The organism is Streptomyces sp. NPDC017943 (assembly GCF_044328425.1).
GTDB classification, from domain to species: Bacteria; Actinomycetota; Actinomycetes; order Streptomycetales; family Streptomycetaceae; genus Streptomyces; species Streptomyces djakartensis_A.
On sequence record NZ_JBIRHH010000003.1, the window covers coordinates 496239 to 520993 of the forward strand.

22 protein-coding genes and 1 pseudogene are annotated in these 24755 nt (G+C 73.9%); 8 read left to right on the plus strand and 15 right to left on the minus strand.

The window, feature by feature from the left end:
- Positions 1 to 39 precede the first annotated feature (39 nt).
- A complete protein-coding gene (locus ACH4C6_RS11650) occupies positions 40 to 429 on the plus strand; it encodes a MarR family winged helix-turn-helix transcriptional regulator (protein WP_398108376.1) in 390 nt (129 codons plus the stop codon).
- Positions 430 to 457: 28 nt separating this feature from the next.
- Here ACH4C6_RS11650 and ACH4C6_RS11655 read toward each other — a convergent pair whose 3' ends face one another.
- The 7 genes from ACH4C6_RS11655 to paaA form a co-directional block, all read right to left on the minus strand.
- Positions 458 to 859: an SseB family protein gene (locus ACH4C6_RS11655; protein WP_369194046.1), complete on the minus strand. Its 402-nt coding sequence runs from the start codon at positions 857 to 859 to the stop codon at positions 458 to 460.
- A 209-nt stretch (positions 860 to 1068) separates the two neighbouring features.
- Positions 1069 to 3033 carry a heavy metal translocating P-type ATPase gene (locus ACH4C6_RS11660; RefSeq protein WP_398108377.1) on the minus strand — a complete coding sequence of 655 codons (1965 nt, stop codon included), beginning with the start codon at positions 3031 to 3033 and terminating at the stop codon, positions 1069 to 1071.
- Between the two features lie 127 nt (positions 3034 to 3160).
- Complete coding sequence (paaE, locus tag ACH4C6_RS11665) at positions 3161 to 4276, minus strand: 1,2-phenylacetyl-CoA epoxidase subunit PaaE (protein WP_398108378.1); 1116 nt, start codon at positions 4274 to 4276, stop codon at positions 3161 to 3163.
- A complete protein-coding gene (paaD, locus tag ACH4C6_RS11670; RefSeq protein ID WP_398108379.1) occupies positions 4276 to 4791 on the minus strand; it encodes a 1,2-phenylacetyl-CoA epoxidase subunit PaaD in 516 nt (171 codons plus the stop codon). The genes paaE and paaD overlap by 1 nt, the downstream gene beginning before the upstream one ends.
- Positions 4785 to 5612, minus strand: coding sequence for a 1,2-phenylacetyl-CoA epoxidase subunit PaaC (paaC, locus tag ACH4C6_RS11675; RefSeq protein ID WP_398108380.1), 828 nt, complete (start codon positions 5610 to 5612; stop codon positions 4785 to 4787). Before paaC ends, paaD begins: the two co-directional genes overlap by 7 nt.
- 10 nt (positions 5613 to 5622) lie before the next feature.
- Complete coding sequence (gene paaB, locus ACH4C6_RS11680) at positions 5623 to 5916, minus strand: 1,2-phenylacetyl-CoA epoxidase subunit PaaB (protein ID WP_094051976.1); 294 nt, start codon at positions 5914 to 5916, stop codon at positions 5623 to 5625.
- Positions 5913 to 6899, minus strand: coding sequence for a 1,2-phenylacetyl-CoA epoxidase subunit PaaA (gene paaA, locus ACH4C6_RS11685; protein ID WP_398108381.1), 987 nt, complete (start codon positions 6897 to 6899; stop codon positions 5913 to 5915). Before paaA ends, paaB begins: the two co-directional genes overlap by 4 nt.
- Positions 6900 to 7092: 193 nt before the next feature.
- Here paaA and paaI point away from each other — a divergent pair, with 193 nt between their 5' ends.
- Positions 7093 to 7482 (plus strand): hydroxyphenylacetyl-CoA thioesterase PaaI, encoded by a 390-nt coding sequence (paaI, locus tag ACH4C6_RS11690; protein ID WP_398108711.1) that lies wholly within the window; start codon positions 7093 to 7095, stop codon positions 7480 to 7482.
- Positions 7479 to 8837 (plus strand): phenylacetate--CoA ligase PaaK, encoded by a 1359-nt coding sequence (gene paaK / locus ACH4C6_RS11695; RefSeq protein ID WP_398108382.1) that lies wholly within the window; start codon positions 7479 to 7481, stop codon positions 8835 to 8837. Before paaI ends, paaK begins: the two co-directional genes overlap by 4 nt.
- Positions 8838 to 9241: 404 nt before the next feature.
- On the opposite strand, the pseudogene ACH4C6_RS11700 reads toward paaK, so the two are convergent.
- Both ACH4C6_RS11700 and ACH4C6_RS11705 read right to left on the minus strand, forming a co-directional pair.
- Positions 9242 to 10399: pseudogene (locus ACH4C6_RS11700) on the minus strand (PP2C family protein-serine/threonine phosphatase); the annotation flags it as partial.
- Between the two features lie 112 nt (positions 10400 to 10511).
- On the minus strand, positions 10512 to 11270 hold the full coding sequence (locus ACH4C6_RS11705; protein WP_398108383.1) for an IclR family transcriptional regulator: 759 nt from the start codon (positions 11268 to 11270) through the stop codon (positions 10512 to 10514).
- A 149-nt stretch (positions 11271 to 11419) separates the two neighbouring features.
- Between ACH4C6_RS11705 and ACH4C6_RS11710 the strand changes: the two genes are divergently transcribed.
- A complete protein-coding gene (locus ACH4C6_RS11710; RefSeq protein ID WP_398108384.1) occupies positions 11420 to 13162 on the plus strand; it encodes a hydrogenase maturation protein in 1743 nt (580 codons plus the stop codon).
- 90 nt (positions 13163 to 13252) lie between these two features.
- On the opposite strand, the gene ACH4C6_RS11715 is transcribed toward ACH4C6_RS11710, so the two are convergent.
- The gene (locus ACH4C6_RS11715; RefSeq protein WP_398108385.1) at positions 13253 to 13723 is read right to left on the minus strand and encodes a DUF6069 family protein; all 471 of its coding nucleotides are present in this window, start codon (positions 13721 to 13723) and stop codon (positions 13253 to 13255) included.
- A gap of 224 nt (positions 13724 to 13947) precedes the next feature.
- Here ACH4C6_RS11715 and ACH4C6_RS11720 point away from each other — a divergent pair, with 224 nt between their 5' ends.
- Entirely contained in the window at positions 13948 to 14862 is a 915-nt protein-coding gene (locus tag ACH4C6_RS11720; protein WP_398108386.1) for an RNA polymerase sigma-70 factor, read from the plus strand.
- An 8-nt stretch (positions 14863 to 14870) separates the two neighbouring features.
- Here ACH4C6_RS11720 and ACH4C6_RS11725 read toward each other — a convergent pair whose 3' ends face one another.
- Positions 14871 to 15608, minus strand: a complete 738-nt coding sequence (locus ACH4C6_RS11725; RefSeq protein ID WP_398108387.1) for an SDR family oxidoreductase — start codon at positions 15606 to 15608, stop codon at positions 14871 to 14873.
- A gap of 204 nt (positions 15609 to 15812) precedes the next feature.
- On the opposite strand from ACH4C6_RS11725, the gene ACH4C6_RS11730 reads away from it, so the two are divergent.
- Positions 15813 to 17090 carry an alginate lyase family protein gene (locus ACH4C6_RS11730; protein ID WP_398108388.1) on the plus strand — a complete coding sequence of 426 codons (1278 nt, stop codon included), beginning with the start codon at positions 15813 to 15815 and terminating at the stop codon, positions 17088 to 17090.
- 37 nt (positions 17091 to 17127) lie between these two features.
- Here ACH4C6_RS11730 and ACH4C6_RS11735 read toward each other — a convergent pair whose 3' ends face one another.
- Positions 17128 to 18390: a glycoside hydrolase family 88 protein gene (locus ACH4C6_RS11735; RefSeq protein ID WP_398108389.1), complete on the minus strand. Its 1263-nt coding sequence runs from the start codon at positions 18388 to 18390 to the stop codon at positions 17128 to 17130.
- Between the two features lie 202 nt (positions 18391 to 18592).
- Here ACH4C6_RS11735 and ACH4C6_RS11740 point away from each other — a divergent pair, with 202 nt between their 5' ends.
- Together ACH4C6_RS11740 and ACH4C6_RS11745 are read left to right on the plus strand one after the other, a co-directional pair.
- The gene (locus tag ACH4C6_RS11740) at positions 18593 to 19729 is read left to right on the plus strand and encodes an AI-2E family transporter (RefSeq protein ID WP_398108390.1); all 1137 of its coding nucleotides are present in this window, start codon (positions 18593 to 18595) and stop codon (positions 19727 to 19729) included.
- Positions 19730 to 19822: 93 nt separating this feature from the next.
- Positions 19823 to 21229 (plus strand): MFS transporter, encoded by a 1407-nt coding sequence (locus ACH4C6_RS11745; RefSeq protein WP_398108391.1) that lies wholly within the window; start codon positions 19823 to 19825, stop codon positions 21227 to 21229.
- A gap of 55 nt (positions 21230 to 21284) precedes the next feature.
- Here the strand turns inward: ACH4C6_RS11745 and ACH4C6_RS11750 are convergent, their stop codons facing one another.
- From ACH4C6_RS11750 to ACH4C6_RS11760, 3 genes are all read right to left on the minus strand, one after another.
- Positions 21285 to 23342, minus strand: coding sequence for a GAF domain-containing protein (locus ACH4C6_RS11750; RefSeq protein ID WP_398108392.1), 2058 nt, complete (start codon positions 23340 to 23342; stop codon positions 21285 to 21287).
- A 73-nt stretch (positions 23343 to 23415) separates the two neighbouring features.
- Positions 23416 to 24216, minus strand: a complete 801-nt coding sequence (locus tag ACH4C6_RS11755; protein ID WP_398108393.1) for a 3-hydroxybutyrate dehydrogenase — start codon at positions 24214 to 24216, stop codon at positions 23416 to 23418.
- A gap of 54 nt (positions 24217 to 24270) precedes the next feature.
- Positions 24271 to 24750: an NUDIX hydrolase gene (locus tag ACH4C6_RS11760; protein ID WP_398108394.1), complete on the minus strand. Its 480-nt coding sequence runs from the start codon at positions 24748 to 24750 to the stop codon at positions 24271 to 24273.
- Positions 24751 to 24755 lie beyond the last annotated feature (5 nt).

Genomic DNA, 24755 nt, shown 5'->3' on the forward strand with positions numbered 1-24755 from the left:
ACACTCATGGAACCCCCCGGCCGGTGTTACCGTGCACCTATGGCAGCGACGACGGCCGGTGTGCGGCTCGAGGAACGGTGGCGGGACATCCTGTCGGCGCACGCGCGCACGATGTGCGAGATCGACCGGGCGCTGCATCCGCACGGCCTCGGCGCCTCCGACTTCGAGGTGCTGGACATGCTGGTGACCGCGGCGGCCGACGAGGGCGCGCAGTGCCGGGTGCAGAACCTGGTGGGGCGGGTCCACCTCAGCCAGAGCGCGCTGTCCCGGCTGATCGCCCGGCTGGAGAAGGACGGACTGGTGACGCGGTCCGTCTGCGTGGAGGACCGGCGCGGGGTGTGGGTGTCCCTCACGGACAAGGGGCGTGCCCTGCACGCCGAGGTGCTGCCGTTGCAGCGGGCCGCACTGGCCCGGACCCTGGGCGAGTAGCGCCCGGGCCCGGACGGGGCCGGTGGCCCTACGGGCGCGCCAGCAGGGTGCGCACTCCCTCCGAGGTGAGCGTCAGGCGGTGCTCCGAACTGCCGTCGATGGTGAGCGACAGGTCGTCGGCCGGCCATTGGGCGGCCAGGGCGCCGAGCGGTACCAGACGGTAGCGGGACACGAACGGCAGCAGCCCGGCCATCTCCATCTCGGAGGTGAACACGGGCACCACGGGCTCGCCGCCCGGCTGCTCCAGCACGGGCAGCGCCACCGCCGAGGGGTTGGCGGCTTCGCCGTCGCTCGCGTCGTCGGGCACGGGGATGAGCACGTCGCTGTTGGCGAGCGCGTCCAGTGCCGCCGCGTCCTCCGTGTTCTCGGCGAGGACGTCCAGAGCCCGCTGGGCGGGCGTGGGCGTGGGGTCGTTTGCAGGTGTCTCCATGGCAGATTCCCTGGTAGCGGCGGTCGTGCGTGCCGCCCGGGACATGATCCGCCCCGGGCGCGTTCCTGCTCGCGTACCCGAACGGGCCGGGCGCAACCCTTGCGGATCTTGAGGGTTCCGGGGTCCGTCGGCAGCCGCTCCCCCGCGCAGCCCGGGGTCCGCGGGTGTCCGCGGTCCGGGCGGTCGGGAGGGGAGCGCAGCCGGACGGACTACGGTCGCCCTGCGGCGGCGCGGCGCCAGGCGGAGTCCCGCAGCAGCCGCAGGCCGTTGAGGCCCACCAGGACCGTGGACCCCTCGTGGCCGGCGACGCCCAGCGGCAGCGGCAGGTCGCCGGCGAGGTCCCAGACGACGAGCCCGGCGATGAACCCGCCCGCGATCACGAGGTTCTGCACGACGAGCCGGCGCGCGCGGCGGGACAGGGCGACGACGGCGGGTACGGCGGCGAGTTCGTCGCGCACGATCACGGCGTCGGCGGTCTCCAGGGCGAGATCGGACCCGGCCCGGCCCATGGCGATCCCGGTGTGGGCGGCGGCCAGGGCGGGCGCGTCGTTGACGCCGTCGCCGACGACCAGCACACGGCGTCCGGCCCGCTCCAGTTCCCGCACGGCGGTCAGCTTGTCCTGGGGCAGCAGCCCGGCGCGCACGTCGGTGATGCCGGACTCGGCGGCGACCCGCGCCGCGGCCCGGGCGTTGTCGCCGGTGAGGAGCAGCGGAGCGGCGCCGGTGAGCGCGGTCAGGGAGGCGACCGTGCCGGCGGCGTCGGGGCGCAGCCGGTCGGCGATACCGAGCAGTCCGGCGGGAGCGCCGTCCACGACGACCAGCACCGCGGTACGGCCGGACTCCTCCAGTTCCGCGGCCGTCGCCGCCGCCGTGTCCGCGAGGCGGGCGGGCGCGCCGACCGCGACCGTGCGGCCGTCGACGACGGCGCTCACTCCGACGCCGGGCGTGGAGGTGAAGTCGTGGGCGGCGGGCACGGGCAGGCCGCGTGCGCGGGCGGCCGCCACGACCGCCCGGGCCAGGGGGTGCTCGCTGGGCTGCTCGGCGCCGGCCGCCAGGGCCAGCACCTCCTCCTCGTCGAGGCCGGACCCGGGCAGGGTGCGGACTTCGGTGACGCGCGGGCTGCCCTCGGTGAGCGTGCCGGTCTTGTCGAGGGCCGCCGCGTCCACCTGCCCGAGCCGCTCCATCACCACGGCGGACTTCACCAGGACGCCGTGCCGTCCGGCGTTGGCGATGGCGGAGAGCAGGGGCGGCATGGTGGCCAGGACGACCGCGCACGGGGACGCCACGATCATGAACGTCATGGCGCGCAGCAGGGCCTCGGTGAGGTCCTCGCCGGCGGCCAGGGGCACCAGGAAGACGGCCAGGGTGGCGGCGACCATGCCCAGCGAGTAGCGCTGCTCGACCTTCTCGATGAACAGGTGCGTGGGTGCCTTGGTCCCGGACGCCTCCTGCACCATGCGGACGATCCGGGCGATGACCGAGTCGGACGCGCCGCGCTCGACCCGGACCCGCAGGGCGCCCGTGCCGTTGAGCGTGCCCGCGAACACCTCGTCGCCCCGGCCCTTGGGCACGGGCAGCGGTTCACCGGTGATGGTCGCCTGGTCCACCTCGCCGGCCCCGTCGAGCACCCGGCCGTCGGCACCGATCCGCTCGCCCGGGCGGACGAGGACCGTGTCGCCGACCGACAGCTCCTCCACGGCGACGGTGTGCTCGGTGCCGTCGGGGGCGATGCGGGTGGCGGTGGCGGGGGCCAGGTCGAGCAGTCCGCGGACGGAGTCGGCGGTCCGGGCCGTGGCCAGCGCCTCCAGGGCACCCGAGGTGGCGAAGATGACGATGAGCAGGGCGCCGTCCATGACCTGCCCGATGGAGGCCGCGCCCAGGGCGGCGACGACCATCAGCAGGTCGACGTCGAGGGTGCCGTTCTTCAGCGCCCTGAGGCCCTCCCGGCCCGGCTCCCAGCCACCCGACACGTATGCCAGTGCGTACAGCGGCCCCCAGGTCCAGGCGGGCGCGCCGGTGAGCTGGAGGGGCAGGGCGAGCAGGAAGCAGGCGGTGGCCGCCGCGGCCCACCGGGCTTCGGGCAGCGTGAGCAGCCGGGTGCGCCGCCGTGGTGCGCTCCCGGTGCGCGCGGGCTCCGCCCGGCCGGCGGGCCGCGGCGTGAGGGTGGAGGTCATGGGAGGGGCCCTTCGGGCGGGGACGCGTGAGGCCCCCACCTTACAGGAACACATGAAGACCCATTCATGCCTTCATGTGCCGTCGGCGGTCGTCCGCCTCCCCTGGCGGACGGCCGCCGCGCGCGCCTCAGGTGTCGAAGTCCACCGTCAGTTCGTCCGACACCGGGTACGACTGGCAGGTCAGGACGTAGCCGGCGTCGACCTCGGCGGGCTCCAGGGCGAAGTTGCGGCGCATGTCGGCCTTGCCGTCGGTGACCAGGGCCCGGCACGTGCCGCAGACGCCGCCCTTGCACGCGAAGGGCAGGTCGGGCCGGGTCTCCTGGGCGCCTTCGAGCAGGGTGCGCTCGCGGGGCAGGGCGGAGGTGGTGGAGCGCCCGTCCAGGGTGACGGTGACCTGGCTGACCGGCCCGGAGGGGCCCGCCTCGGCGTGGTGGACCTCGCGGACGGGTTCGTCGCCGGCGTAGAACAGCTCCTGGTGGACGCGGTCGGCGGGGACGCCGAGGCCGGCCAGGACCTGCTGGGCGGAGCGGACCATGCCGTGCGGGCCGCACAGCCACCAGTGGCCGGCGGACTCCACGTCGACCAGCGCGTCGACGAGCGCCGCCAGCCGCTCGGCGTCGAGGCGGCCGGACAGCAGCTCGGCCTCGCGGGGTTCGCGCGACAGGACGTGGGCCAGCTGGAAGCGCGTCGGGTACAGGTCCTTCAGGTCGGCCAGTTCGTCCGCGAACATCACCGTGCCGGTGCGGCGGTTGCCGTACAGGAGGGTCACGCGCGAGCGGGGGTCGGCGGCCAGGACGGACTCGGCGATGGAGATCATGGGCGTGATGCCGGAACCGGCGGCGATCAGGACGTGGTGCCCGGGGGCGGTGAGGTCCGGGGTGAACGCCCCGGTCGGCGCCATCACCTCGACCAGGTCGCCGGGGCGCACCTCGTGCACCAGCCAGGACGAGAACAGGCCGCCGGGGACGACCCGCACGCCGATGCGCGGGGCCGTGCCCGCGGGTGAGCAGATCGAGTAGGAGCGGCGCTCGTCGCGGCCGTCGATCTCGCGCCGCAGCGTGAGCGACTGACCCGGCGCGAAGGCGAACTCCCCGGCGAGGTCCGGCGGGATGTCGAAACCGACCGCCACCGCGTCCTCGCACAGCGGACGCACCTCGGCGACCCGCAGGGAGTGGAAGACCGGACGTCGGCGGGCACGCGCGGGTACCCCCGGGGAGGGGGCCGGCTCCATCAGGTCCTCCATCAGATCTCCTTGAGGTACTCGAACGGCTCGCGGCAGGCGAGGCAGCGCCACAGGGCCTTGCAGGACGTGGCGCCGAAGCGGGAGGTCTCCTCGGTGTCGGGGTGACCGCAGCGCGGGCAGGGCACCGAGCGGCGGGTCGGCGACAGCACGAGCGGGACCGGTCCCGCGGCGCGGGCGGGTGCGGCGCCGGGCGGGGCGATGCCGTGCTCGGCGAGCTTGCGGCGGCCCTCGTCCGTGATCCAGTCGCTGGTCCACGGCGGGTCCAGGACGGTACGGATCTCCACGCGCGCGTACCCGGCGTCACGCAGCCGGGCGGCCACCCCGGCGCGCATCTCCGCCATGGCCGGGCAGCCCGAGTAGGTGGGGGTCAGGCTCGCGACGACCGTGCCGTCCTCGGCGAGCGACACCTCGCGCAGCACGCCGAGGTCGGCCAGGGTGAGCATGGGCAGCTCCGGGTCGGGCACCTGCTCGGCGATCCGCCGTGCCCGCCGGGCGTCGAGCAGCGTCGTCACCATGTCGCCTCCGGGTGCGCCCGCGCCACGCTCTGCAACTCGGCCAGCAGGGGCACGAGATGCCCGGTGTGCTCGCCGGAGCGGCCCGAACCGGGCAGGGGCCGGTAGACCGGCATGGGCAGTCCGGCCGCCTCGGTCACCTGGCGCAGGACGGCGACGACCTCCTCGCGCACGTCGTACGCGGTGAACAGCTCGCCGAGGTAGGGCGCCACCTGCTCCTGCGCCCTGCGCATCCGCCGGTGCGACTCCTCGGTGCCGTCGCCGAGGCGCACGGCCCATTCCGCGGCGTACTGCCGGTGGTAGGCCAGTTCCTTCACGCCCTTGGCGGCGATCGCCGCGAGGACCGGGTCGGGGTGGCCGGTGAGCCGCTCGAAGTGCGCGAGCCGCCAGCTGGAGAGCACCAGCAGCCGGACGATCGAGAACGCGAAGTCCCCGTTGGGCAGTTCGGCCAGACGGACGTTGCGGAAGTCGCCGGCGTCGCGGAAGTAGGCGAAGGCGTCCTCGTCGCGGCCGGTGCCGTCGACCTGGCCCGCGCGGGAGTAGAGGAGGCGGGCCTGGCCCAGCAGGTCCAGGCCGATGTTGGCGAGGGCCACCTCCTCCTCCAGCTCGGGGGCGCGGGTCGTCCACTCGGCGAGTCGCTGGGCCGCCACCAGGGCGTCGTCGGCCAGGTCGACGCAGAGGCCGGCCAGTTCGCCGACGTCCACGCCGTCCGGGACGGTCGTGTCGACGCCGTGCAGGGGGTCCTCGAAGCCGGTGCCGTAGGCCCAGCGGGTGTCGTCCTCGTGTCCCTCGGCGAGGGTCAGGTAGACGTGGTCGTCGCTCATGCCCTCTCCTTCAGATGTGCGGGACGTCGTCGGGGATGTCGTAGAAGGTCGGGTGGCGGTAGACCTTGTCGGCGCTCGGCTCGAAGAAGGGGTCCTTCTCGTCGCGCGTGGAGGCGGCGATGTGCTCCGAGCGCACGACCCAGATGGACACGCCCTCGTTGCGGCGGGTGTAGAGGTCGCGGGCGTGGGTGAGCGCCATGCGGTCGTCGGCCGCGTGCAGCGAGCCCACGTGGACGTGGTTCAGGCCGCGCTTGCCGCGCACGAACACCTCGTACAGGGGCCAGTCCTGCTTGCCGGCGGTCATGCCACCGCTCCCTTCCGCGTCCGGGACGCCTGCTTGGCGGCGTGGGCGGTGGCCGCCTCACGCACCCAGGCGCCCTCCTCGTGGGCCGTGCGGCGCCGGGTCATGCGCTCCTCGTTGCACGGTCCGTCGCCCTTGATGACCCTCATCAGCTCGTCCCAGTCGGGCGTGCCGAAGTCGTGGTGTCCCCGCTCCTCGTTCCAGCGCAGCTCCGGGTCCGGGAGTGTCACACCGAGCTTGTCGGCCTGCGGCACGGTCATGTCGACGAAGCGCTGGCGCAGTTCGTCGTTGCTGTGCCGCTTGATCTTCCAGGCCATGGACTGCGCCGAGTTGGGCGAGGCCTCGTCGGGGGGGCCGAACATCATCAGCGACGGCCACCACCAGCGGTTCACCGCGTCCTGCACCATCGCGCGCTGCTCGGGGGTGCCGCGCATCATCGTCATCAGCAGCTCGTAGCCCTGCCGCTGGTGGAAGGACTCCTCCTTGCAGATCCGCACCATGGCCCGCGCGTACGGCCCGAAGGAGGAGCGGCACAGCGGCACCTGGTTGCAGATCGCGGCGCCGTCCACGAACCAGCCGATGACACCCACGTCGGCGAAGCTCATCGTCGGGTAGTTGAAGATCGACGAGTACTTCTGGCGGCCCTCGATGAGACGCTCGGTGAGGTCGGCGCGGTCGGCGCCCAGCGTCTCCGCCGCCGAGTACAGGTACAGCCCGTGCCCCGCCTCGTCCTGGACCTTGGCGAACAGGATGGCCTTGCGGCGCAGCGACGGCGCCCGGGTGATCCACTCGCCCTCGGGCTGCATGCCGATGATCTCGGAGTGTGCGTGCTGCGCGATCTGCCGGACCAGTGTCTTCCGGTAGCCCTCGGGCATCCAGTCGCGCGGCTCGATGCGCTGGTCCCGCGCGATCGTCGCCTCGAAGTGCTGCTGGGGAACCGGCTCGGCGCCGTCCGCCCCCGCGGGGCTGGAGTGTGTCGTGTCCATCCGTCCCACTTCCCAACCGACCATTCGTTCGGTCCATGCTATCCAAGCCGGGGCGCCTTGGTAAGCCCCCGGCTCTTGACAGCCCCCGTGACGGCTTGATTACTTGGCGCCAAGCTAACCGAATGGTCGGTCGGGCTACAAGGTGGTGCGTGAAGTGACCGGAACCGCTGACGCGACGACGCCCGCGGAGGCCATGTTCGCCGCGGACCGGGCCTCCCGGGGCCTCGGGATCGAACTGCTGGAACAGGGCGCGGGCACCGCGGTGCTGCGCATGACCGTGACCGGGTCGATGGTGAACGGCCACGGCATCGCACACGGCGGGTACGTCTTCCTCCTCGCCGACACGGCGTTCGCCTGCGCGTGCAACAGCCATGGTCCGGTGACCGTCGCGGCGGGCGCGGACATCTCGTTCGTCGCCCCGGCACGCGAGGGCGACGTCCTGGTGGCGAGGGCGGAGGAACGCACCCGGTACGGCCGCAGCGGCCTGTACGACGTGACCGTCCTGCGGGGCGACGACGTGGTGGCCGAGTTCCGGGGCCGCAGCCGCACCATCCACAGCACGAGGTCCGAGGAGCCGGCATGACCAGCCACACGCAGACCACGCCGGGCGCCGTGGACCCTGCCGGACGGCGCCGGGGCGAGCCCCTCCCCCACGCCCTCCTGGACGACGCCGAGCGCCTCACCCGCGAGGAACTGCGCGCGCTCCAGCTGGACCGGCTGCGCCGGAGCCTGCGGCACGCCTACGACAACGTCGAGACATACCGCGCGAAATTCGACGCGGCCGGCGTGCAGCCCGAGGACTGTAGCTCCCTGGAGGACCTGGCCCGCTTCCCCTTCACGACCAAGGCCGACCTGCGCGACACCTACCCGTTCGGCATGTTCGCCGTCCCCATGGACCGGGTGCGGCGCGTGCACGCCTCCAGCGGCACCACCGGCCGCCCCACGGTGGTCGGCTACACCGAGAACGACCTGTCGATGTGGTCGGACCTGGTCGCCCGGTCGATCCGGGCCGCCGGCGGCCGCCCGGGGCACAAGGTGCACATCTCCTACGGCTACGGGCTGTTCACCGGCGGCCTCGGCGCCCACTACGGCGCGGAGCGCGCCGGCTGCCTGGTGATCCCGGCCTCCGGCGGCATGACCGCGCGCCAGGTGCAGATCATCCAGGACTTCCGGCCCGAGATCATCATGGTCACCCCGTCCTACATGCTGACCCTGCTCGACGAGTTCGAGCGGCAGGGCCTCGATCCGCGGGCCAGCAGCCTGCGCGTGGGCATCTTCGGCGCGGAGCCGTGGACCGAGCAGATGCGCCGCGAGATCGAGGAGCGGACGGACATCCACGCCGTGGACATCTACGGGCTGTCCGAGGTGATCGGCCCGGGCGTCGCCCAGGAGTGCGTGGAGACCAAGGACGGCCTGCACGTCTGGGAGGACCACTTCTACCCCGAGGTGGTCGACCCGATCACCGGCGAGGTGCTGCCCGAGGGCGAGGAGGGCGAGCTGGTCTTCACCTCGCTCACCAAGGAGGCCCTGCCGATCGTCCGCTACCGCACCCGCGACCTGACCCGGCTGCTGCCGGGCACGGCCCGGCCCGCCTTCCGCCGCATCCAGAAGATCACCGGCCGCTGCGACGACATGATCATTCTGCGCGGTGTGAACGTCTTCCCCAGCCAGATCGAGGAGATCGTGCTGCGCACCCCCGGGGTCGCACCACACTTCCAGATCCAGCTGACCCGGCGCGGCCGCCTGGACCACATGGGGGTCCGGGTCGAGAGCCGGCCCGGCACCCCGCCGGAGTCGCGTGACGCGGCGGCGCGGGCGATCGCGAAGGACGTGAAGGACGGCGTGGGCGTCACGGTCGACGTGACGATCGTCGAGCCGGAGACCCTGGAGCGGTCCGTCGGCAAGCTCAAGCGGGTCAAGGACCTGCGCGAGGAGTGAGGGCCGGCCGGGTGGCGGTCGGGCAGGGGCGGTCAGGAACGGCACCGCACGGGGGTGACCGACGCCTCGCCGGGTGCTGCGGGCTCCGCGTGCGCCTCGCCCCCGCCGGGCGCCCCCGGCCGGGTGTGCACCGCGTACGCCGAGGTCCGCCCGGTCGCCCCGGTCTCGTGCGACCCGGGGTACGCCTCGGGTGAGGTGTGCGCCCCGGGCGAGGTGTGCGCCTCAGGTGATGTGTGTGCCTCGGGCGAGGTGTGCGCACCGGTCCGGGTGTGCGCCCCGGGCGAGGTGTGCGCACCGGTCCGGGTGTGTGCCGTGAGCGCGGTGGACGCACCCGGCTCGGTGGACGCACCCGGCTCCGTGGAAGTGCCCGGCTCCGCGGATGCCCCCGGCTCGGTGGGTGATCCGGGCCCGGTCGCCGTCCGGGACCGGACCGGCTTGCGGATCAGCAGCAGGGCCGCGTCGTCGTGCAGCCTGCCGCCCACGTGCGCCAGCAGTTCGCCGTGCAGGGCGTCGAGGGTGCGGGCCGGTTCGGGGCTCACGTGCCGCTGAAGCCCTTCGGCCAGCGGGTAGAAGGCCCGGCCGTGGTCGCGGGCCTCGGTGACCCCGTCGGTGTACAGCAGGAGCTGGTCGCCCTCGGCGAACGGCAGTTCCTGCAGCCCGGGGACCTGGCCCGCGAGGGCGCGCAGTCCGAGGGGCGGGGACGGCAGATCGGGCTCGACCGGCGTCACGGCCCCTGACGCGCGGACCAGCAGCGGGGGCGTGTGCCCGCAGTTCACGATCTCCAGGTGCCCACCCGGCGGATACCCGGCGACGATCGCGGTGACGAAGTCGTCGTGGCCGAGGTTGCGCGCGAGGCTCCGCTCGATCCGCTCGACCACGGCGAGCAGGTCGGGTTCGTCGTGGGCGGCCTCCCGGAACACCCCCACGACCAGGGCGGCGGTCCCCACGGCGGGCAGTCCCTTGCCGCGCACGTCGCCCACGATCAGCCGCACCCCGTGCGGGGTGGGTATCAGCGCGTAGAGGTCACCGCCGATCCGGGCCTCGGCCGCCGCGGCGCTGTAGCGCACGGCCACCTGGAACGGGCCGACGTGGGCCGGTACGGGCTTGAGCAGCGCGTGCTGGGCGGTCTCGGCCACCGAGCGGACGGCCGCCAGGACCCTCTCCCGCCGCCCGCGCAGCACGACCGCCAGTCCGCCCGCGAGGGTGACCGCCACCAGCGCCGCCAGCACACCGGTCAGTTCCGGGCCGGGCACCTCGTCGCGAAGCCCGAGCACGGCAGCGACCGCCGTGGCCAGCAGGCCGACCCCGGCGACGCCCGTGAGCCCGTTGGTGACGGCGGCGAGGGCGGGCCCGGCGGCGAGCAGGGGGAGCCAGATCGTGCCGGTGCCACCGGCCAGGTCGGCGAGGAGCACGGCGACGACGACCAGGGCGGGCAGGACGGGTGTGCCGGCGGCCAGCCGCGCGCGTGCGCGTCTGTGGGCCGGTGCTCCGGCACCGGCCGCTCGGCTGCCGGACGGCCGTACCGGGCGGTGGTCGCCACCGAGGTCTCGCGCATGGCTCATGTGCTTATCCGTGTCCTTCACCTGTACGCGGGGCGCGGCCGGAAGCGCACCCCCGAATGTCCGTTTCATACAGAAAAAGGGGTGGGCCGGGACGGCGGCAAGGAGACGGTTTTCAGATAGTGAGCGAGAGCCCTCGGGTGACCCGGCTCGCGGTAGGCAGCAGCCGTTCGCGGATCTCCGGCAGCCGGGAGAGGCGGTGCGCCGGGAGGGAGACGCCCAGCGAGCCGACCGTGTCCCCGCTGTAGACGGGGACGGCGACGCAGACCGTGCCGAGGGAGTACTCCTCGAGGTCCGTGACGGCGGGGGCCAGCGGCGGGGCCTCCAGCCGCCTGAGCAGTTCCGGCAGGCTGGTGATGGTCCGCGGGGTGAGGTCGGCGAGGTGGTGGCGGGCCAGGTAGTCCCGGCGGGCCTCCTCGTCCAGCTCCCGCAGCACGGCCTTGCCCAGCGCGGTGGCGTGCCCCGCGTCCTCGAAGCCGACCCACAGGTCGACGCGGGGGGTGCCGGGCCCGTCGACGATCTCGGCGACCCGGATCTCGCCGTCCTCGTAGAAGGTGAGGTAGGCGGCGCTGGCGAGCTCGTCGCGGAGTGCGTTGAGCGTCGGCCGCACACGGTTCAGCAGGGCCTGGGCCTGGCCCGTGGAGCGCAGGGACTGCAGCTTGTCGCCCAGGACGAAGCCGCCGTCGTCCAGCTTCCGCACATAGCCGTCGTGCACCAGGGTGCGCAGCAGGTGATAGGCCGTGGCCAGGGGCAGGCCGGTCTCGCGTGCCAGCTGCTTGGCCGGAGCGCCGTTCTCGTGCGCGCTCACCGCCTCCAGCAGACGCATCGCCCGCTGCACGGAGCCGATGAGCGTGGGGCCGTCTCGCGCACCCATAGGAACAGCCTGCGCCAGGCCGGCACGGCGAGCAAGGTGGACACCGATACGTGCGCAAGCGATGCCCGAGCGGGCAGAAACGGAACAAAGGCGCGAAACGCCGCAAGGGTCCTTCTCGGCTCTTCCCCGAGCGGCCACCATGCCATGTCATGGACATCTTGCTCGTCGCCAGCGCGTTCAACAGCCTGTCCCAGCGTGTGTACGCCGAACTGTCCGACCAGGGCCACCGCCTGGACGTCGTCCTCGCCTCGCACGGCGCCGACGCGGTCCGCGCCGCCGTGCACGACTTCCGCCCGGAGCTGATCGTCGCGCCGATGCTGAAGTCGGCTCTGCCGGAGGACATCTGGCAGGAGCACACCTGCCTGGTCGTGCACCCCGGCCCGCCCGGCGACCGCGGCCCCTCGTCGCTGGACCACGCCCTCACCGAGGGTGCCCGCGAGTGGGGCGTGACGGTGCTCCAGGCCGGGGCCGCGATGGACGCGGGCGACATCTGGGCGGACGGCTCCTTCACGGTCCCCCCGACGGGCAAGAGCGACGTGTACCGCAACGAGCTGTCCGACGCCGCCACGGCCGCCGTCCTGCAGGCCGTGCGGCGCTACGCCGACGGCGCGTTCAAGCCCCGGCCGCAGAGCGACCCGGGCGTCCACGTGGTCTGGCGGGACTTCCTCCGCCAGGAGCAGCGGCGCGTGGACTGGGAGAACGACGACACGGAAACGGTCCTGCGCACACTGCGCGCCGCCGATTCGCAGCCGGGCGTGCTGGACGAGCTGTGCGGGCGCGAGGTGTTCCTGCACGGCGGGCACCCGGAGGACCGGCTGCGCGGACGGCCCGGGGAACTGCTGGCCACCCGGGCCGGCGCCGTGTGCCGGGCGACCCGGGACGGTGCCGTGTGGATCCCGGAGCTGCGCCCCCGCAAGAGCTCCGGTGATCCGGCTCCGTTCCGCCGCCCCGCGGCCTCGGTGCTGGCCGGGTTCCCCGCGCCGCCCGGCAGCGGCCCGGGCATGCCCGGCATGACGGACCGCCCGTACTGGCTGCCGGAGATCGCGGCCCGGCTCGAACTGCCCGCGGACCGCACGACCTGGACGGACATCCGCTACCGCCAGCAGGGCGACGTGGGCTTCCTGTCCTTCTCCTTCCCGAGCGGCGCGATGAGCACCGTCCACTGCCGCAGGCTGCTCGCCGCCTACCGGTACGCGCTGACCCGCCCCACCTCGGTGCTGGTGCTCGGCGGCGGCCGGGACGTCTTCGCCAACGGCATCCACCTGAACGTCATCGAGGCGGCCGGCGATCCGGCGGGCGAGTCCTGGGCCAATCTGACCGCTCTGAACGACCTGGCCGAGGCCGTGCTGCGTACCACCGACCGGCTGGTCGTCTCGGCCCTCGCCGGCAACGCGGCCGCCGGGGGGCTGATGCTGGCGCTGGCCGCGGACGAGGTCTGGTGCCGCACGGGCGGCGTCCTGAACCCGCACTACCGGACCATGGGCCTGTACGGCTCGGAGTTCTGGACGTACTCGCTGCCGCGCCGGGTGGGGGCCGAGACGGCGGAGCGCCTGACGAGCCAGGCGCTGCCGGTGAGCGCGGTGTTGGCCGAGCGGATGGGGCTGGTCGACCGTCTGGTGCCGGTCGCGGCCGAGGAGTTCACCGCGGAGGTGGAACGTCTGGCCGCCGGGACGGTGAGCGACGGCGACCTCGCCCGGCGCATCACCGCCAAGGCCACGGCGCGGCACGCGGACGAGCTCCACCGGCCCCTGGCCGAGTACCGCAGGGCCGAACTGGCCCGCATGCGGGCCGTGTTCTTCGACCCGCAGGCGCCGTACCACGCGCTGCGGTCCGCCTTCGTGCGCAAGGTCCCGGCCGGAGCGGCCCGGCCGCTGGCGGGCGCGGACGGGTGAGGAGGAGGCGGCGCGGCCGGGCGCGGGGAGGCCGACGGCCCGTCGGCGCGGGTGCGCGACGGGCCGGGGCGGGGCGTGCGGGCCGGGGCGTCACCGGCGCACGTGCGACAGCCGCCCGGCCAGCGCCGGGATGATCACGGCGGCGGCCACCAGGTGGGACACGGCCAGGACGGCCTGGGTGGACAGGGTTGTGTGCGGGGCGACGGCAGGGCCCGCGAGGGACAGGACGGTGAGCGCGACGGTGGTCACCGTGAACGTACGGGCGGGCCGCCGGGCCCACCGGGCGAGTGCGACCGCCAGGACGACGCCCGCGACCGACCAGAACAGCACCCCGCCGAAGAAGCCGCCGACCGGGATCGGTGCCGCCTCCTTCGCGCCCGGGCTCGCCGCCTCCATGGGGACGCCGGCGGCGCGGGCGGCCAGCGCGAACAGCTCGGTCACGACCCCGCCCGCGAGCGTCGCGAGCAGCCCGACCAGCCAGACGGGACGGGTGGCGAGAAAGCCGGAGATCCTCGCGGGACGGTCCTGCACGGACGGGTTCTGAGTGGTCGTCACAGTCATGTCGGGCTCTCCTGACGGGGGTCGGGGCTCGGCGAGCCCTGTGCAGAGGTGGACGGCGCGGTCCGCCGAAACTCATCGGTGCGCGCGGTCCGGTAGCGCCGCTGCCGCCCCCGGCCGGCGTGGGGGACCGAGCCGTCACGCGGAGCGAGTGCCGCCGGGTGGGCGGACCACGGGGGCCGTACTGTCGGAGGCAGGACGTCCCACCCCCGGAAGGCATCGGCAGCATGGACCAGCGGCGGCCCCTCACCGACGAGACGCTGAGCGCGGCGGCGGACGCGTTCGAGCGGTTGCGCCCGCGCCTGTTCGGCATCGCGTACCGCGTCCTGGGCAGTGTGTCCGAGGCGGAGGACGTGGTGCAGGAGGTGTGGCTGCGCTGGCAGGGCACCGACCGGGGCGCGGTCCTCGACCACGGGGCGTTCCTGGCCAGGATCACCACCCGGCTGGCGATCAACGTGGCGCAGTCGGCGCGGGTCCGCCGCGAGTCCTACGTCGGGCCGTGGCTGCCGGAACCGGTGGACACCAGCGCTGACCCGCAGCTCGGCGCGGAGCGCGGGGAGGCGCTGGAGCTGGCCGTACTGCTGGTCCTGCAGCGGCTCAACCCGGTGGAGCGGGCCGCCTACGTGCTGCGGGAGGCGTTCGGCTACGCGTACGACGAGATCGCGGGCATGCTCGAGCTCAGTCAGGCCAACGCCCGGCAGATCGTCTCCCGGGCCCGCCGGCGTCTGGCCGCCGAACGGCGGGAGCCGGTCGACACCGCGCAGCACCGGCGTCTGCTGGAGGCGTTCGTCGCCGCCGCCCGGGACGGCGACGTCGCCGCGCTGGAGGACGTGCTGTCAGCCGACGTGGTCGCCCACGCCGACGGCAACGGCATGCGCGGCGTGGCCAGGCTGGCAGTGGCGGGGGCCGGGCGGGTGGCCAGGGTCACCGCCTTCGCCCACAGGTTCTTCCCCGGCGCCGAGTACCGCGTGGCCGAGGCCAACGGGCAGCCCTGCCTGCTGCTCCTGGTGGACGGGGCGGCCGTCGCCCTGGTGAGCGCGACGGCGGGGCCGGACGGCATCGACGGGCTGTACTGGGTCCTGGCTCCGCAGAAGCTGCGGGCGTACGAGCGGTCGGCCCGGGGCCGGACCGACCGCGCGTAGGCCGCCGGTCAGCTCCGCTTCAGCCACTCCTCGAAGCGGGTGGCCGCGAGATGCGCGCTGTCGTCACCGGTGAGCACGTCGGGCATGCCGGCGAACAGGCCGGCCTCCTCGTCGGTGACGACGGTGCGGCCGTCCGGCTCGGCCGCCAGGGTCAGTTCGCCGAGCCGGTCGAGGCCGAACACCTCGGGGCCGGCGATGTTGCGGATGCCGTGGGACGGTGCGCCCTGTGCCGCCTCGGCGACGACCGCGGCCACGTCGGCGGAGGCGATGGGCCGCAGCCGGGTGGACGGCAGCCGCACCTCGGTGCCCCGGGTGGACATGTCCATCACCGGAGCGACGAACTCGAAGAACTGCGTGGCGCGCACCAGGCTGTACGGCACGCCGCTGGCGCGCACGGCGTTCTCCTGGGCGACCTTGGCCTCGTAGTAGCCGTAGCCGGGCACTTGGTCGACCCCCACGATCGACAGCGCCACATGGTGGCGGACGCCCGCTTCCTTCTCCGCGGCGAACAGGGTGCGCGCCGACCGAGTGAAGAAGTCCAGAGCCGGTTCGGTGTCGAAGGACGGCGAGTTCGACACGTCCACGACCACGTCGGCGCCCTCGAGGACCTCGGCCAGTCCCTCGCCGGTGAGGGTGTCGACGCCGGTGGAGGGTGCGGCGGGGACGGCCTCGTGCCCGGCCTCGCGCAGGAGGGTGACCACCTGCGAGCCGATGAGTCCCGTACCGCCGACGACCACGATCTTCATCACTGTCTCCGTTTCGCTGAAGTGCTGACTCACCACAGAGACAGAGCGGGGCGCCGGTCTGTGACAGGCACACCGGTCGCGTCCACCGGGCGACCCCGGATCGCTGCACCCCTCTTCCCGGCACCGGCACCGCCGTGCCATGCTCACGCCGCCATACACCTGAACGTTGTTCACTCATCTGAACCTGATGAACAGGAGCGGACGATGGGCGCACCACGACGCGCGGGGATCCTCGCGCTGGCACTGACGGCGTTCCTCACGGGCGTCGCCCCCACCGCCTCGGCCCGGCCCGAGACGGCACACCCCGACCGCGTGCCGCACACGACCGTGCTGGACGGCACCCGTCTCGAGCGCACCAGGACCCGCGTCCAGCACGGCGACCCCCGGCTGCGGCAGGCGGTCCGGGCGTTGCGGGCGCGCGCCGACAAGTGGCTCGACCAGGGCCCCTGGACCGTCGTCGACAAACCCCGCCCGGCCCCCGGCGGCGACGTCCACGACTACCTCAGCCAGGCCCCGTACTGGTGGCCCACCACGACACCCACCGCCGGCAACCCCTGGGGCTGCCCGTACGTGCAGCGCGACGGCGAGCGCAACCCCGAGGTGGACTCCGGCACGGATCGCCAGGACCTGGAGAAGACGTTCGACTCCGCCTACGACCTGTCCCTCGCCTGGTACTACACCGGTGAGCGGCGCTACGCCCTCAAGGCCGGGCAGGTGCTGCGCACCTGGTTCCTCGACCCGTCCACCCGGATGAACCCGAACCTCGACCACGCGCAGTTCATCCCGTGCAAGTACGACGGCCGCGCCATCGGCATCATCGACTTCTCCCAGTCCTACACCGGCGTCCTGGACGCGCTCGCCCTGCTGGAGACCGGCGCCCCGGGCTGGACCCGGCAGGACCGCAGCGCCATGAGCCGCTGGAACACCGACTTCCTCGGCTGGCTGAAGGACAGCGACTTCGGCAGGCAGGAGGCGGCCGCCACCAACAACCACGGCACCTTCTACGACCTGCTGCTCGCCGGCCTGGCCCACGCCACCGGCGACGTGGCGCTGGCCCGGCGCACGGTGCTCGACGCACGGGGCAGGCGTATCGCCGTGCAGATCGCGCCGGACGGCGGCCAGCCCCAGGAACTGGCCCGGACCAGGAGCTGGCACTACTCGACGTTCACGCTGGTGGCCCACACCAGGCTGGCGGCCATCGGCCGCCGGGTCGGGGTGGACCTGTGGGCCTACCGGGGCCCGGACGGCCAGAGCCTGTCCGAAGCAGTGGACTACCTGCTGCCCGCCGCGACGGGTGCGGCGGACTGGCCGCATCCGGAGCTGGAGTTCCACCGTTTCGCGGCCACCGATGTCGTGCACGCGGCCGCCGACGCCGGGGACCCGCGTGCGCGCCGGGCCGTTCCGTCACTGGAGGAGCCGCCGGGCGGTGACCTCTGGGCGCTGCGCCCGGCGGCGGAGCAGCTCGACTCGATCACGGGCTGACGGGTCGAGGGACGCGAGCCGCCGGGGCGCAGACCGGTCAGACCGTGGAGAGGTCGATCGCCCGGTCGACGTCCTGCGGCCGCAGGACGCGCAGGATGCCTTCCAGCAGGTAGTAGTCGGCGTACGGCAGGGAGATCTCCACCCCGTCCTCGGCCGGGCGGTTGCGGGTGCAGCGGGCGACCACGGCCTCCGCCCGGGCCGAGTCCCGGGTCAGGCACGTCTCCGACAGGGCCGTGAGCAGTCGCAGTGCGACCTCGCGGTACGCGCCGCGGCCGGTCGCGGCGGCCAGGTCGAGGAGCCCGCAGGCCATGACCGCGCCGGCGGACGCGTCCTTGACGTCGTGCGGCTGCTGCGGCGCGCGGTAGTCCCACACCGGGACGTGGTCCGGGCTCAGCGCGCCGATCGCGAAGTCGGCGAGGCTGCGGGCCGTGGCGAGGAAGTCCCGGTCGCCGGTCCGCCGGTACATGGTGGTGAACCCGTACACCCCCCAGGCCTGCCCGCGCGACCAGCAGGACGACGGGCTGTACCCCTGGACGGTGTTCGGGCCGATCGGGGCGCCGGTGGCGGGGTCGAAGTCGTAGACGTGCGGGGTGGAGCCGTCCGGGCGCGGGAAGTACCGCCGGGTGGTCCGCGCGTGCTCGACGGCGATGTCCAGGTACGTGGCGTCACCGGTCTGCCGGCCGGCGAAGGCCAGCAGGTCCAGGTTCATCATCGTGTCGATGATGACGCGGCCGGCGTTGTCCGGGCTGTCGAGCGCGCCCCAGGCCCTGATGAAGCGGCCGCGCGGGTTGTACCGCCGGATCAGCGAGCCGGCGGCACGCAGGGCGCCCGTCCGCCAGGCCTCGTCGCCCGTCAGCCGCCAGGCGGTCACCCAGGAGGGAGTGAAGAGGAAGCCGAGGTCGTGCGTGCCGGTGTCGTACTGGCGCGGGGCGAGCCGGCGCGCCGCGTCCGCGGCCAGGGTGCGGAAGGTGTCGTCGCCGCTGTGCAGCCACGCCATCCAGAGCGTGCCCGGCCAGAAGCCGCCGACCCAGTCGCCGTTCTGTGAGTACACCCACTTCTCGAACTTGGTGCCGACGGGGAAGGCGGTCACCTTCGGGGCCACGGCGTGCAGTTTCCCGACGGCGTAGTCGGCGGCCTCGCGGAGCCGGCGCAGGGTGGGTGCGGGCACGGGCGCCCCGCCGGCGGTCGGGGCCGCGGTGGCGGCGCCGTGCGGGCCCGGGGCCGCTGCGGCCGGCGGGGCTGCGGACAGTGCTGCGGCACCGGCCGCCGCGGACAGCACGGCACGACGGGAGACACGCATGCGGATCCCTCCAACTGTGGGGCGTGGGAACGGAGTTGACCGAGCGTCGCATGGACGGCAGCCGCATGTACACCCACGTGAGAGATGTTCATGATGGTGAACGTCGGGCGTGCGGTGGAGGGACCGGCCGGAGCTACCGGCCTTCGGGGGAATTCCGGCCCGGGGGCGCGGTTCGGGGGGCGCCGGGTGGTACGGGCATGTGGTGTCCACGCCTCCCGGTCCGCCCGCCTCGCCCCCGCCTCCCCTGAACGACGCGCAGGAGCGGGTACCGCGAGTGCTGCGGACCGCCGGTGCCTACGCCTGGCGGCTCATCGCGATCGGCGTCGTCGTCCGGTTCGCCTTCTCCGTGCTCGGCGAGTTCCACCGGGTCGCCGTCGCCGTCTTCCTCGGACTCGTCATCACGGCGGTGCTGCGCCCGGTGGCGGGCCTGCTGGCCCGGTACATGCCCCGGCCGCCGGCCGTCGCCATCGCCCTGATCGGCGGCATCGTCCTGGTCCTCGGCGCGCTGGCGCTGGTCGGCGAGACGGTGGCGGAGCAGCGCACCGGGCTGGAGCGGGAGTTCGTGGCAGGGGTCGACCGGATCGAACGGCAGTTGGAGCAGGCGCCCTTCCACCTTCCGGCCCACATGTTCGACGACCTCCAGTCACGGGTCGGCAGGCTGCTCTCGGAGCACCGCTCCACCCTCATCAGCACGGCGCTGACCGGCGCCAGCCGCCTGGTGGAGGTGCTGACCGTGCTCGCGCTCGCCCTGTTCTGCTCGGTGTTCTTCACCTACTCCGGCGAGCGGCAGTGGCAGTGGGTGTGCGACCAGCTGCCCGAGCGGGCACGCCTGCGCTTCTCGGTCGGGGCCGGGGCCGCCTGGCGGACCTTCACCGGTTACACGCACGGCATCCTGCTGGTGGCGGCGACCAACGCGGTCCTCGTCGGCATCGCCCTGTTCGCGCTGGGGGTGCCGCTGGCGGTGCCCCTGGCGCTGCTGGAGTTCGTGGCCGCGTTCATCCCGCTGATCGGTTCGCCGATCGCCCTCGCCGTGGCGGCGGTGGTCGCCCTGGCGTCCAAGGGTCCGCTGATCGCCCTGGTGGTCGTCGCGCTGATCGTGGTCATCGGCCAGATCGAGGGGCACCTCCTGCACCCCCTCGTGATGAGCTGGGCGGTCCGGCTGCACCCGGTGGTGGTCGCGCTGGCCGTCGTGGGCGGGGCGGTCGCGGCGGGGGTCATCGGCGCGGTGGTGGCCGTACCGCTGGTGGCGGTGGTGTGGTCGGTCTACCAGGCCCTGCGCGGCGGTACCGGGGAGCCCTCCGCCGCCCAGAGTGGTCGCGCTCCACACCCGACGCCCTAACTATGGTGTCCCACCACATACGCCCCTGACCTGGCCGTTCCTACGGTGTGGCGACACACAACCGTCCCCGCAGAACGCCAGGAAGTGGTGCCGATGTCGTCGCCCGCGACAGCTCCCCCCGCCCCGTCGAACCTCAAGCGCATCGTCGCCGCCAGTCTCATCGGCACCACCATCGAGTGGTACGACTTCTTCCTCTACGGCTCCGCCGCCGCGCTCGTCTTCAACCAGCTGTTCTTCCCCGACTCCGATCCGCTGGTGGGCACGCTGCTGTCCTTCCTGACCTACGCCGTGGGCTTCGCCGCCCGGCCGCTGGGCGCGCTGGTGTTCGGGCACTACGGTGACCGGCTCGGGCGCAAGAAGCTGCTGGTGCTGAGCCTGCTGCTGATGGGCGGGGCGACGTTCGCGATCGGGCTGCTGCCGACACACGCCACCATCGGCTCCGCCGCCCCGGTGCTGCTCACCGTGCTGCGCCTCGTGCAGGGCTTCGCCCTGGGCGGCGAGTGGGGCGGGGCCGTGCTGCTCGTGTCGGAGCACGGCGACGCGCGGCGGCGCGGCTTCTGGGCCTCCTGGCCGCAGACCGGCGCGCCGGCCGGCCAGCTCCTCGCCACCGGTGTGCTGTCCCTGCTGACCGCTCTGCTGTCGGACGCCGCGTTCGGCAGCTGGGGCTGGCGGATCCCGTTTCTGCTGTCCGGCGTCCTGGTGATCGTCGGTTTGTGGATTCGTCTGTCTGTCGACGAATCGCCTGTCTTCAAGGAGGCACTGGCGCAGGCGGAGGCCCGCAAGGCGGCCGCCCGGCCGACGGAGGCGGAGAAGACCCCCTTGGTCGCCGTCCTGCGTCACCACTGGCGCGACGTGCTGGTCGCGATGGGCGCCCGCATGGCGGAGAACATCAGCTACTACGTGATCACCGCCTTCATCCTCGTCTACGCCACGACCTCGGCCGGGGTGTCCAAGCAGACGGCCCTCAACGCCGTGCTGATCGCCTCCGCGGTGCACTTCGCCGTCATCCCCGCGTGGGGCGCGCTCTCCGACCGGATCGGCCGGCGCCCGGTGTATCTCGTCGGTGCGGTCGGGGTCGGGCTGTGGATGTTCCCGTTCTTCGCGCTGATCGACACCGGCGGCTTCGGGAGTCTGATCCTCGCCGTCACCGTCGGCCTGGTCCTGCACGGCGCGATGTACGCGCCCCAGGCCGCGTTCTTCTCCGAGATGTTCGCGACCCGGATGCGCTACTCCGGCGCGTCCATCGGCGCCCAGTTCGCCTCGGTCGCGGCGGGCGCGCCCGCTCCGCTGATCGCCACCGCGCTGCTGTCCGACTACGGCAGCTCCACACCGATCGCCCTGTACGTCATCGCCGCCGCCCTCCTGACGGTCGTCGCGGTGGCGGCGGCCAAGGAGACCCACCGGCGGGACCTGGCGGACGTCACCGCCCCCGAGGCCGGCGCCACCACCCCGGCCGGGGCCGGGACGGAGGCCGAGCCGGAGGACGCCCGCACCGTCTGACGCACGTGGCACGTGGCTCTGACGCCCCCCGCACGCCCGATGCGTGCGGGGGGCGTCAGGGCCGTTCGGGGGCCGAGAGCCGGTGCAGGCGCAGGGCGAGCTGGATCTCCAGGGCCCGCGCCGGGCTCTGCCAGTCGGCGCCGAGGAGGCGGCCGACGCGCTCCAGACGCTGGGCGACGGTGTTCACGTGCACGTGCAGGTCGTCCTTGGTGCGGGCAGGGCTCATACCGCTGGCGAAATATGCGTCGAGGGTGCGCAGCAGCTCGGTCCCGCGCCGCCGGTCGTACGCGACGACCTGGCCGATCGTCCGGTCGACGAAGCCCGGGATGTCCCGGTCGCCGGCGAGGAGCAGCCCGAGGAAGCCGAAGTCCTCGGCGGCGGCGCCGTCACCGCGGCGGCCGAGGAGACGCAGGGCGTCGAGACAGCGCCCGGCCTCCGCGTACGCCGCGGCCACCGCGTCGGGGCGGGCGGCGAGGTCCCCGGCGGGCGCGGAGGCGCCGACCGTGACCGGGGCGTGGACCGCCGTGCCCAGGTGGCGGGCGGCCCGGCGGGCCACGGCGGTGGCGGTGTCTCGGGGGCCGAGGGGCAGCAGCAGGACCGTGCCGCCGTCGCGTGCGGCGGCCAGGCCGTGACGCGTCGCTGCGAGGTGCGAGGCGGCGGCGGCCAGACGGCGGCGGGTGTCCGCCTCGTGCTCGGCGTCGCCCCTGCCGTCGGCGGCGTCCTCCAGCCGCGCGGCCAGCACCACGTGCACCGCGTCGAGGTCGGCGTCGAGCCGTGCGGCACGCTCCCGCAGCAGGCGCGGGTCCCGGTCGCGGGCGTCCAGCAGGTCGTCCAGCAGCTCCCCGCGCACGCGCTGTTCGGCGTCGGCGGCGGACCTGCGGGCCAGCAGCAGCAGGGAGGTGACCATCGCGGCCCGCTCCAGAGTGCGCTGGTCGACGGGGTCGAGGCCCGGCTGGCCGTGCAGGACGAGCGCGCCGAGCAGCTCCCCGCCGGCGGCGACGGCGGCGATCCAGTCGTCCTGGTGCCGCACCGCGTGGCCCTCGGCGCGGGAGGCCTCCACGGGCCCGGCCGGTGCGGCGGCGGCCTCGGTGAACTCGACCGTGCCGTCCAGGATCTCGGAGACCGCGGCTGCCACGTCGTGCACCCCGCCGCCCCGCAGGACCAGCTCGGCGAGCCGGTCGTGCACGTCGGAGGCGCGCTCGATGACGCCGCTGCGGTCCCGGATGATCTCGTTGGCCCGCTCCAGACCGGCCAGGGCGGACCGGGTCTCGGCGAGCAGGTTGGCGGTGTCGATGGCGGCCGCGGCCAGCGCGGCGAAGGAGCCGAGCAGCGCGATCTGCTCCCGCTCGAAGACCCGGGCGCGCCGGTCCGCCGCGAACAGCACGCCGATGACGTGGTGCCCGAGGCTCAGCGGCACGCCGAGGATGGCCACCAGTCCCTCGTCCCGCACGCCCGCGTCGATCGTGAGGGTGTGCTGGAAGCGGTCGTCCTTGAAGTAGTCGTCGGTCACGTACGGGCGCGCGGTCTGGGCGACCAGGCCGCCGAGACCCTCCCCCATGCCGAGCCGCAGCTGCTGGAAGCGGGCCGCGACGGAACCCTCGGTGACCCGCATGTAGGTGTCGCCGCGCTCCGGGTCGTTCAGGCTGAGGTAGGCGACGTCCGTGCCCAGCAGCGACCGGGCGCGCTGCACGATCGCCTGGAGCACGGCGTCCAGGTCGCGCAGCCCGGCGAGGTCGTGGGCGGTCTCGAACAGCGCGGACAGCTCGGCCTCGCGCCGGCGCCGGCCCTCCAGCTCCGCGCGTACCCGCAGGGCGAGCGGCTTGGCCTGCGCGAGCGCGGCGATCCACTCCGCGGACCGGCCCTCGGCGCGGGCGAGCAGCTCGGGCTGCTCGTAGGCGTCGGCGGAGGCGCCCCGCGCCAGCAGTTCGAGGAACGGCGTCTCGGCACGCGCCAACGGCTGCGCCCCGCCCGGCGGCAGCGCGGCGGGGGCCGGCCGCACCCCGGCGCGGGTCGGCCGCTCGGCGTCTCCGGCCGGCGAGGCCCCGGCTCGGGACGACGGCGGTGCGGCCGTCCCCGCGGGGCGCCCGGCCGGCTGGTCGTGATCACTGGACATGCCCACAGGATTCACCATGACCAGGCCGTCCCGTCAGCCCTGTGGACAACTCCCGGGCGACGGGCACCGGCCCTCAGTGGGCGGTCCAGCCGCCGTCGAGCACGAGCGAGGTACCGGTCACGAAGGACGCCTGCGGCGCGCACAGATACGCCACGGCCTCGGCGACCTCCTCCGGTTCGATCAGGCGCTTGACGGCGCTGTCCTGCAGCAGCACCTCGGACAGCACCCGCTCCTCGGGAATGCCGTGCGCCCGCGCCTGGTCGGTGATCTGCTGCTCGACCAGCGGGGTACGCACATAGCCGGGGTTCACACAGTTCGAGGTGACTCCATGGGCGGCACCTTCGAGCGCCGCCGTCTTGGAGAGCCCCTCCAGCCCGTGTTTGGCTGCCACATAGGCCGACTTGTAGGCCGAGGCGCGCAGCCCATGGACGGACGAGACATTGACGATGCGGCCCCAGCCCTGTCCGTACATGTGGGGAAGAGCGCCGCGGATGAGCCGGAAGGGCGCCTCCAGCATCACCGTCAGCACCGTGTGGAAGACGTCGGGCGGGAACTCCTCCAGGGGCCGCACGAGCTGGAGCCCGGCGTTGTTGACGAGGACGTCGGTGCCCGCGGCGGCGAGTTCCGCCGCGTCCAGGTCGGTGAGGTCGAGGACGTGCGGTTCGAGGCTGCCCGCCAGCCCGCGGGCCTGGTCGGCGAGCCGTTCCAGACCGGCGGCGTCCCGGTCGACGGCTCTCACCTTGGCTCCGGCGGCCGCGAGCCGCAGCGCGCAGGCACGGCCGATGCCGCCGGCGGCGCCGGTGACGAGCGCGGTGCGGCCGCCCAGGTCGAGCGGGGAGGCGTGGGGAGCCATGAGGGCACGGGGCGCGGTCATGCCTCGACCCTAGGCAGCGCCCACGCCTCACCACATGTGGTCAGACCCCACACTTCACCCCGCAGAGGTGGGCTCGAACCATGTGGGGCCGTCGGACAGGGCTTGCTTGATCCGGAACAGTCCGAACTCGTCCAGGGCGGGCAGGGCGTCGAGGGCGAACCAGGCCACGTCCAGCGATTCGTCGTCGTTGACCCGGGCCTCACCGCCGACGGCTCGGCAGCGGAAGGTGATGTCCATGTACTGGCAGATGTCGCCGTTCCCGTAGGTGACGGGTTGGAGCGCCTGGACCAGGACGACCCGTTCGGCGACGCAGTGCACGCCCGTCTCCTCGTACACCTCCCGGACCGCGCAGGCCGCGGGCTGCTCCCCCGGGTCGGGGATGCCGCCGAGCACGGACCACCTGCGGGTGTCGGCCCGGCGGTTGAGCAGCACCCGGCCCTCGTCGTCGAGGACGAGGGCGGTGACACCGGGGAGCCAGAGCAGCTGGTGGCCGGCCGAGGCGCGGAGCGTGCGGATGAAGTCGGGAGTAGCCATGCCCC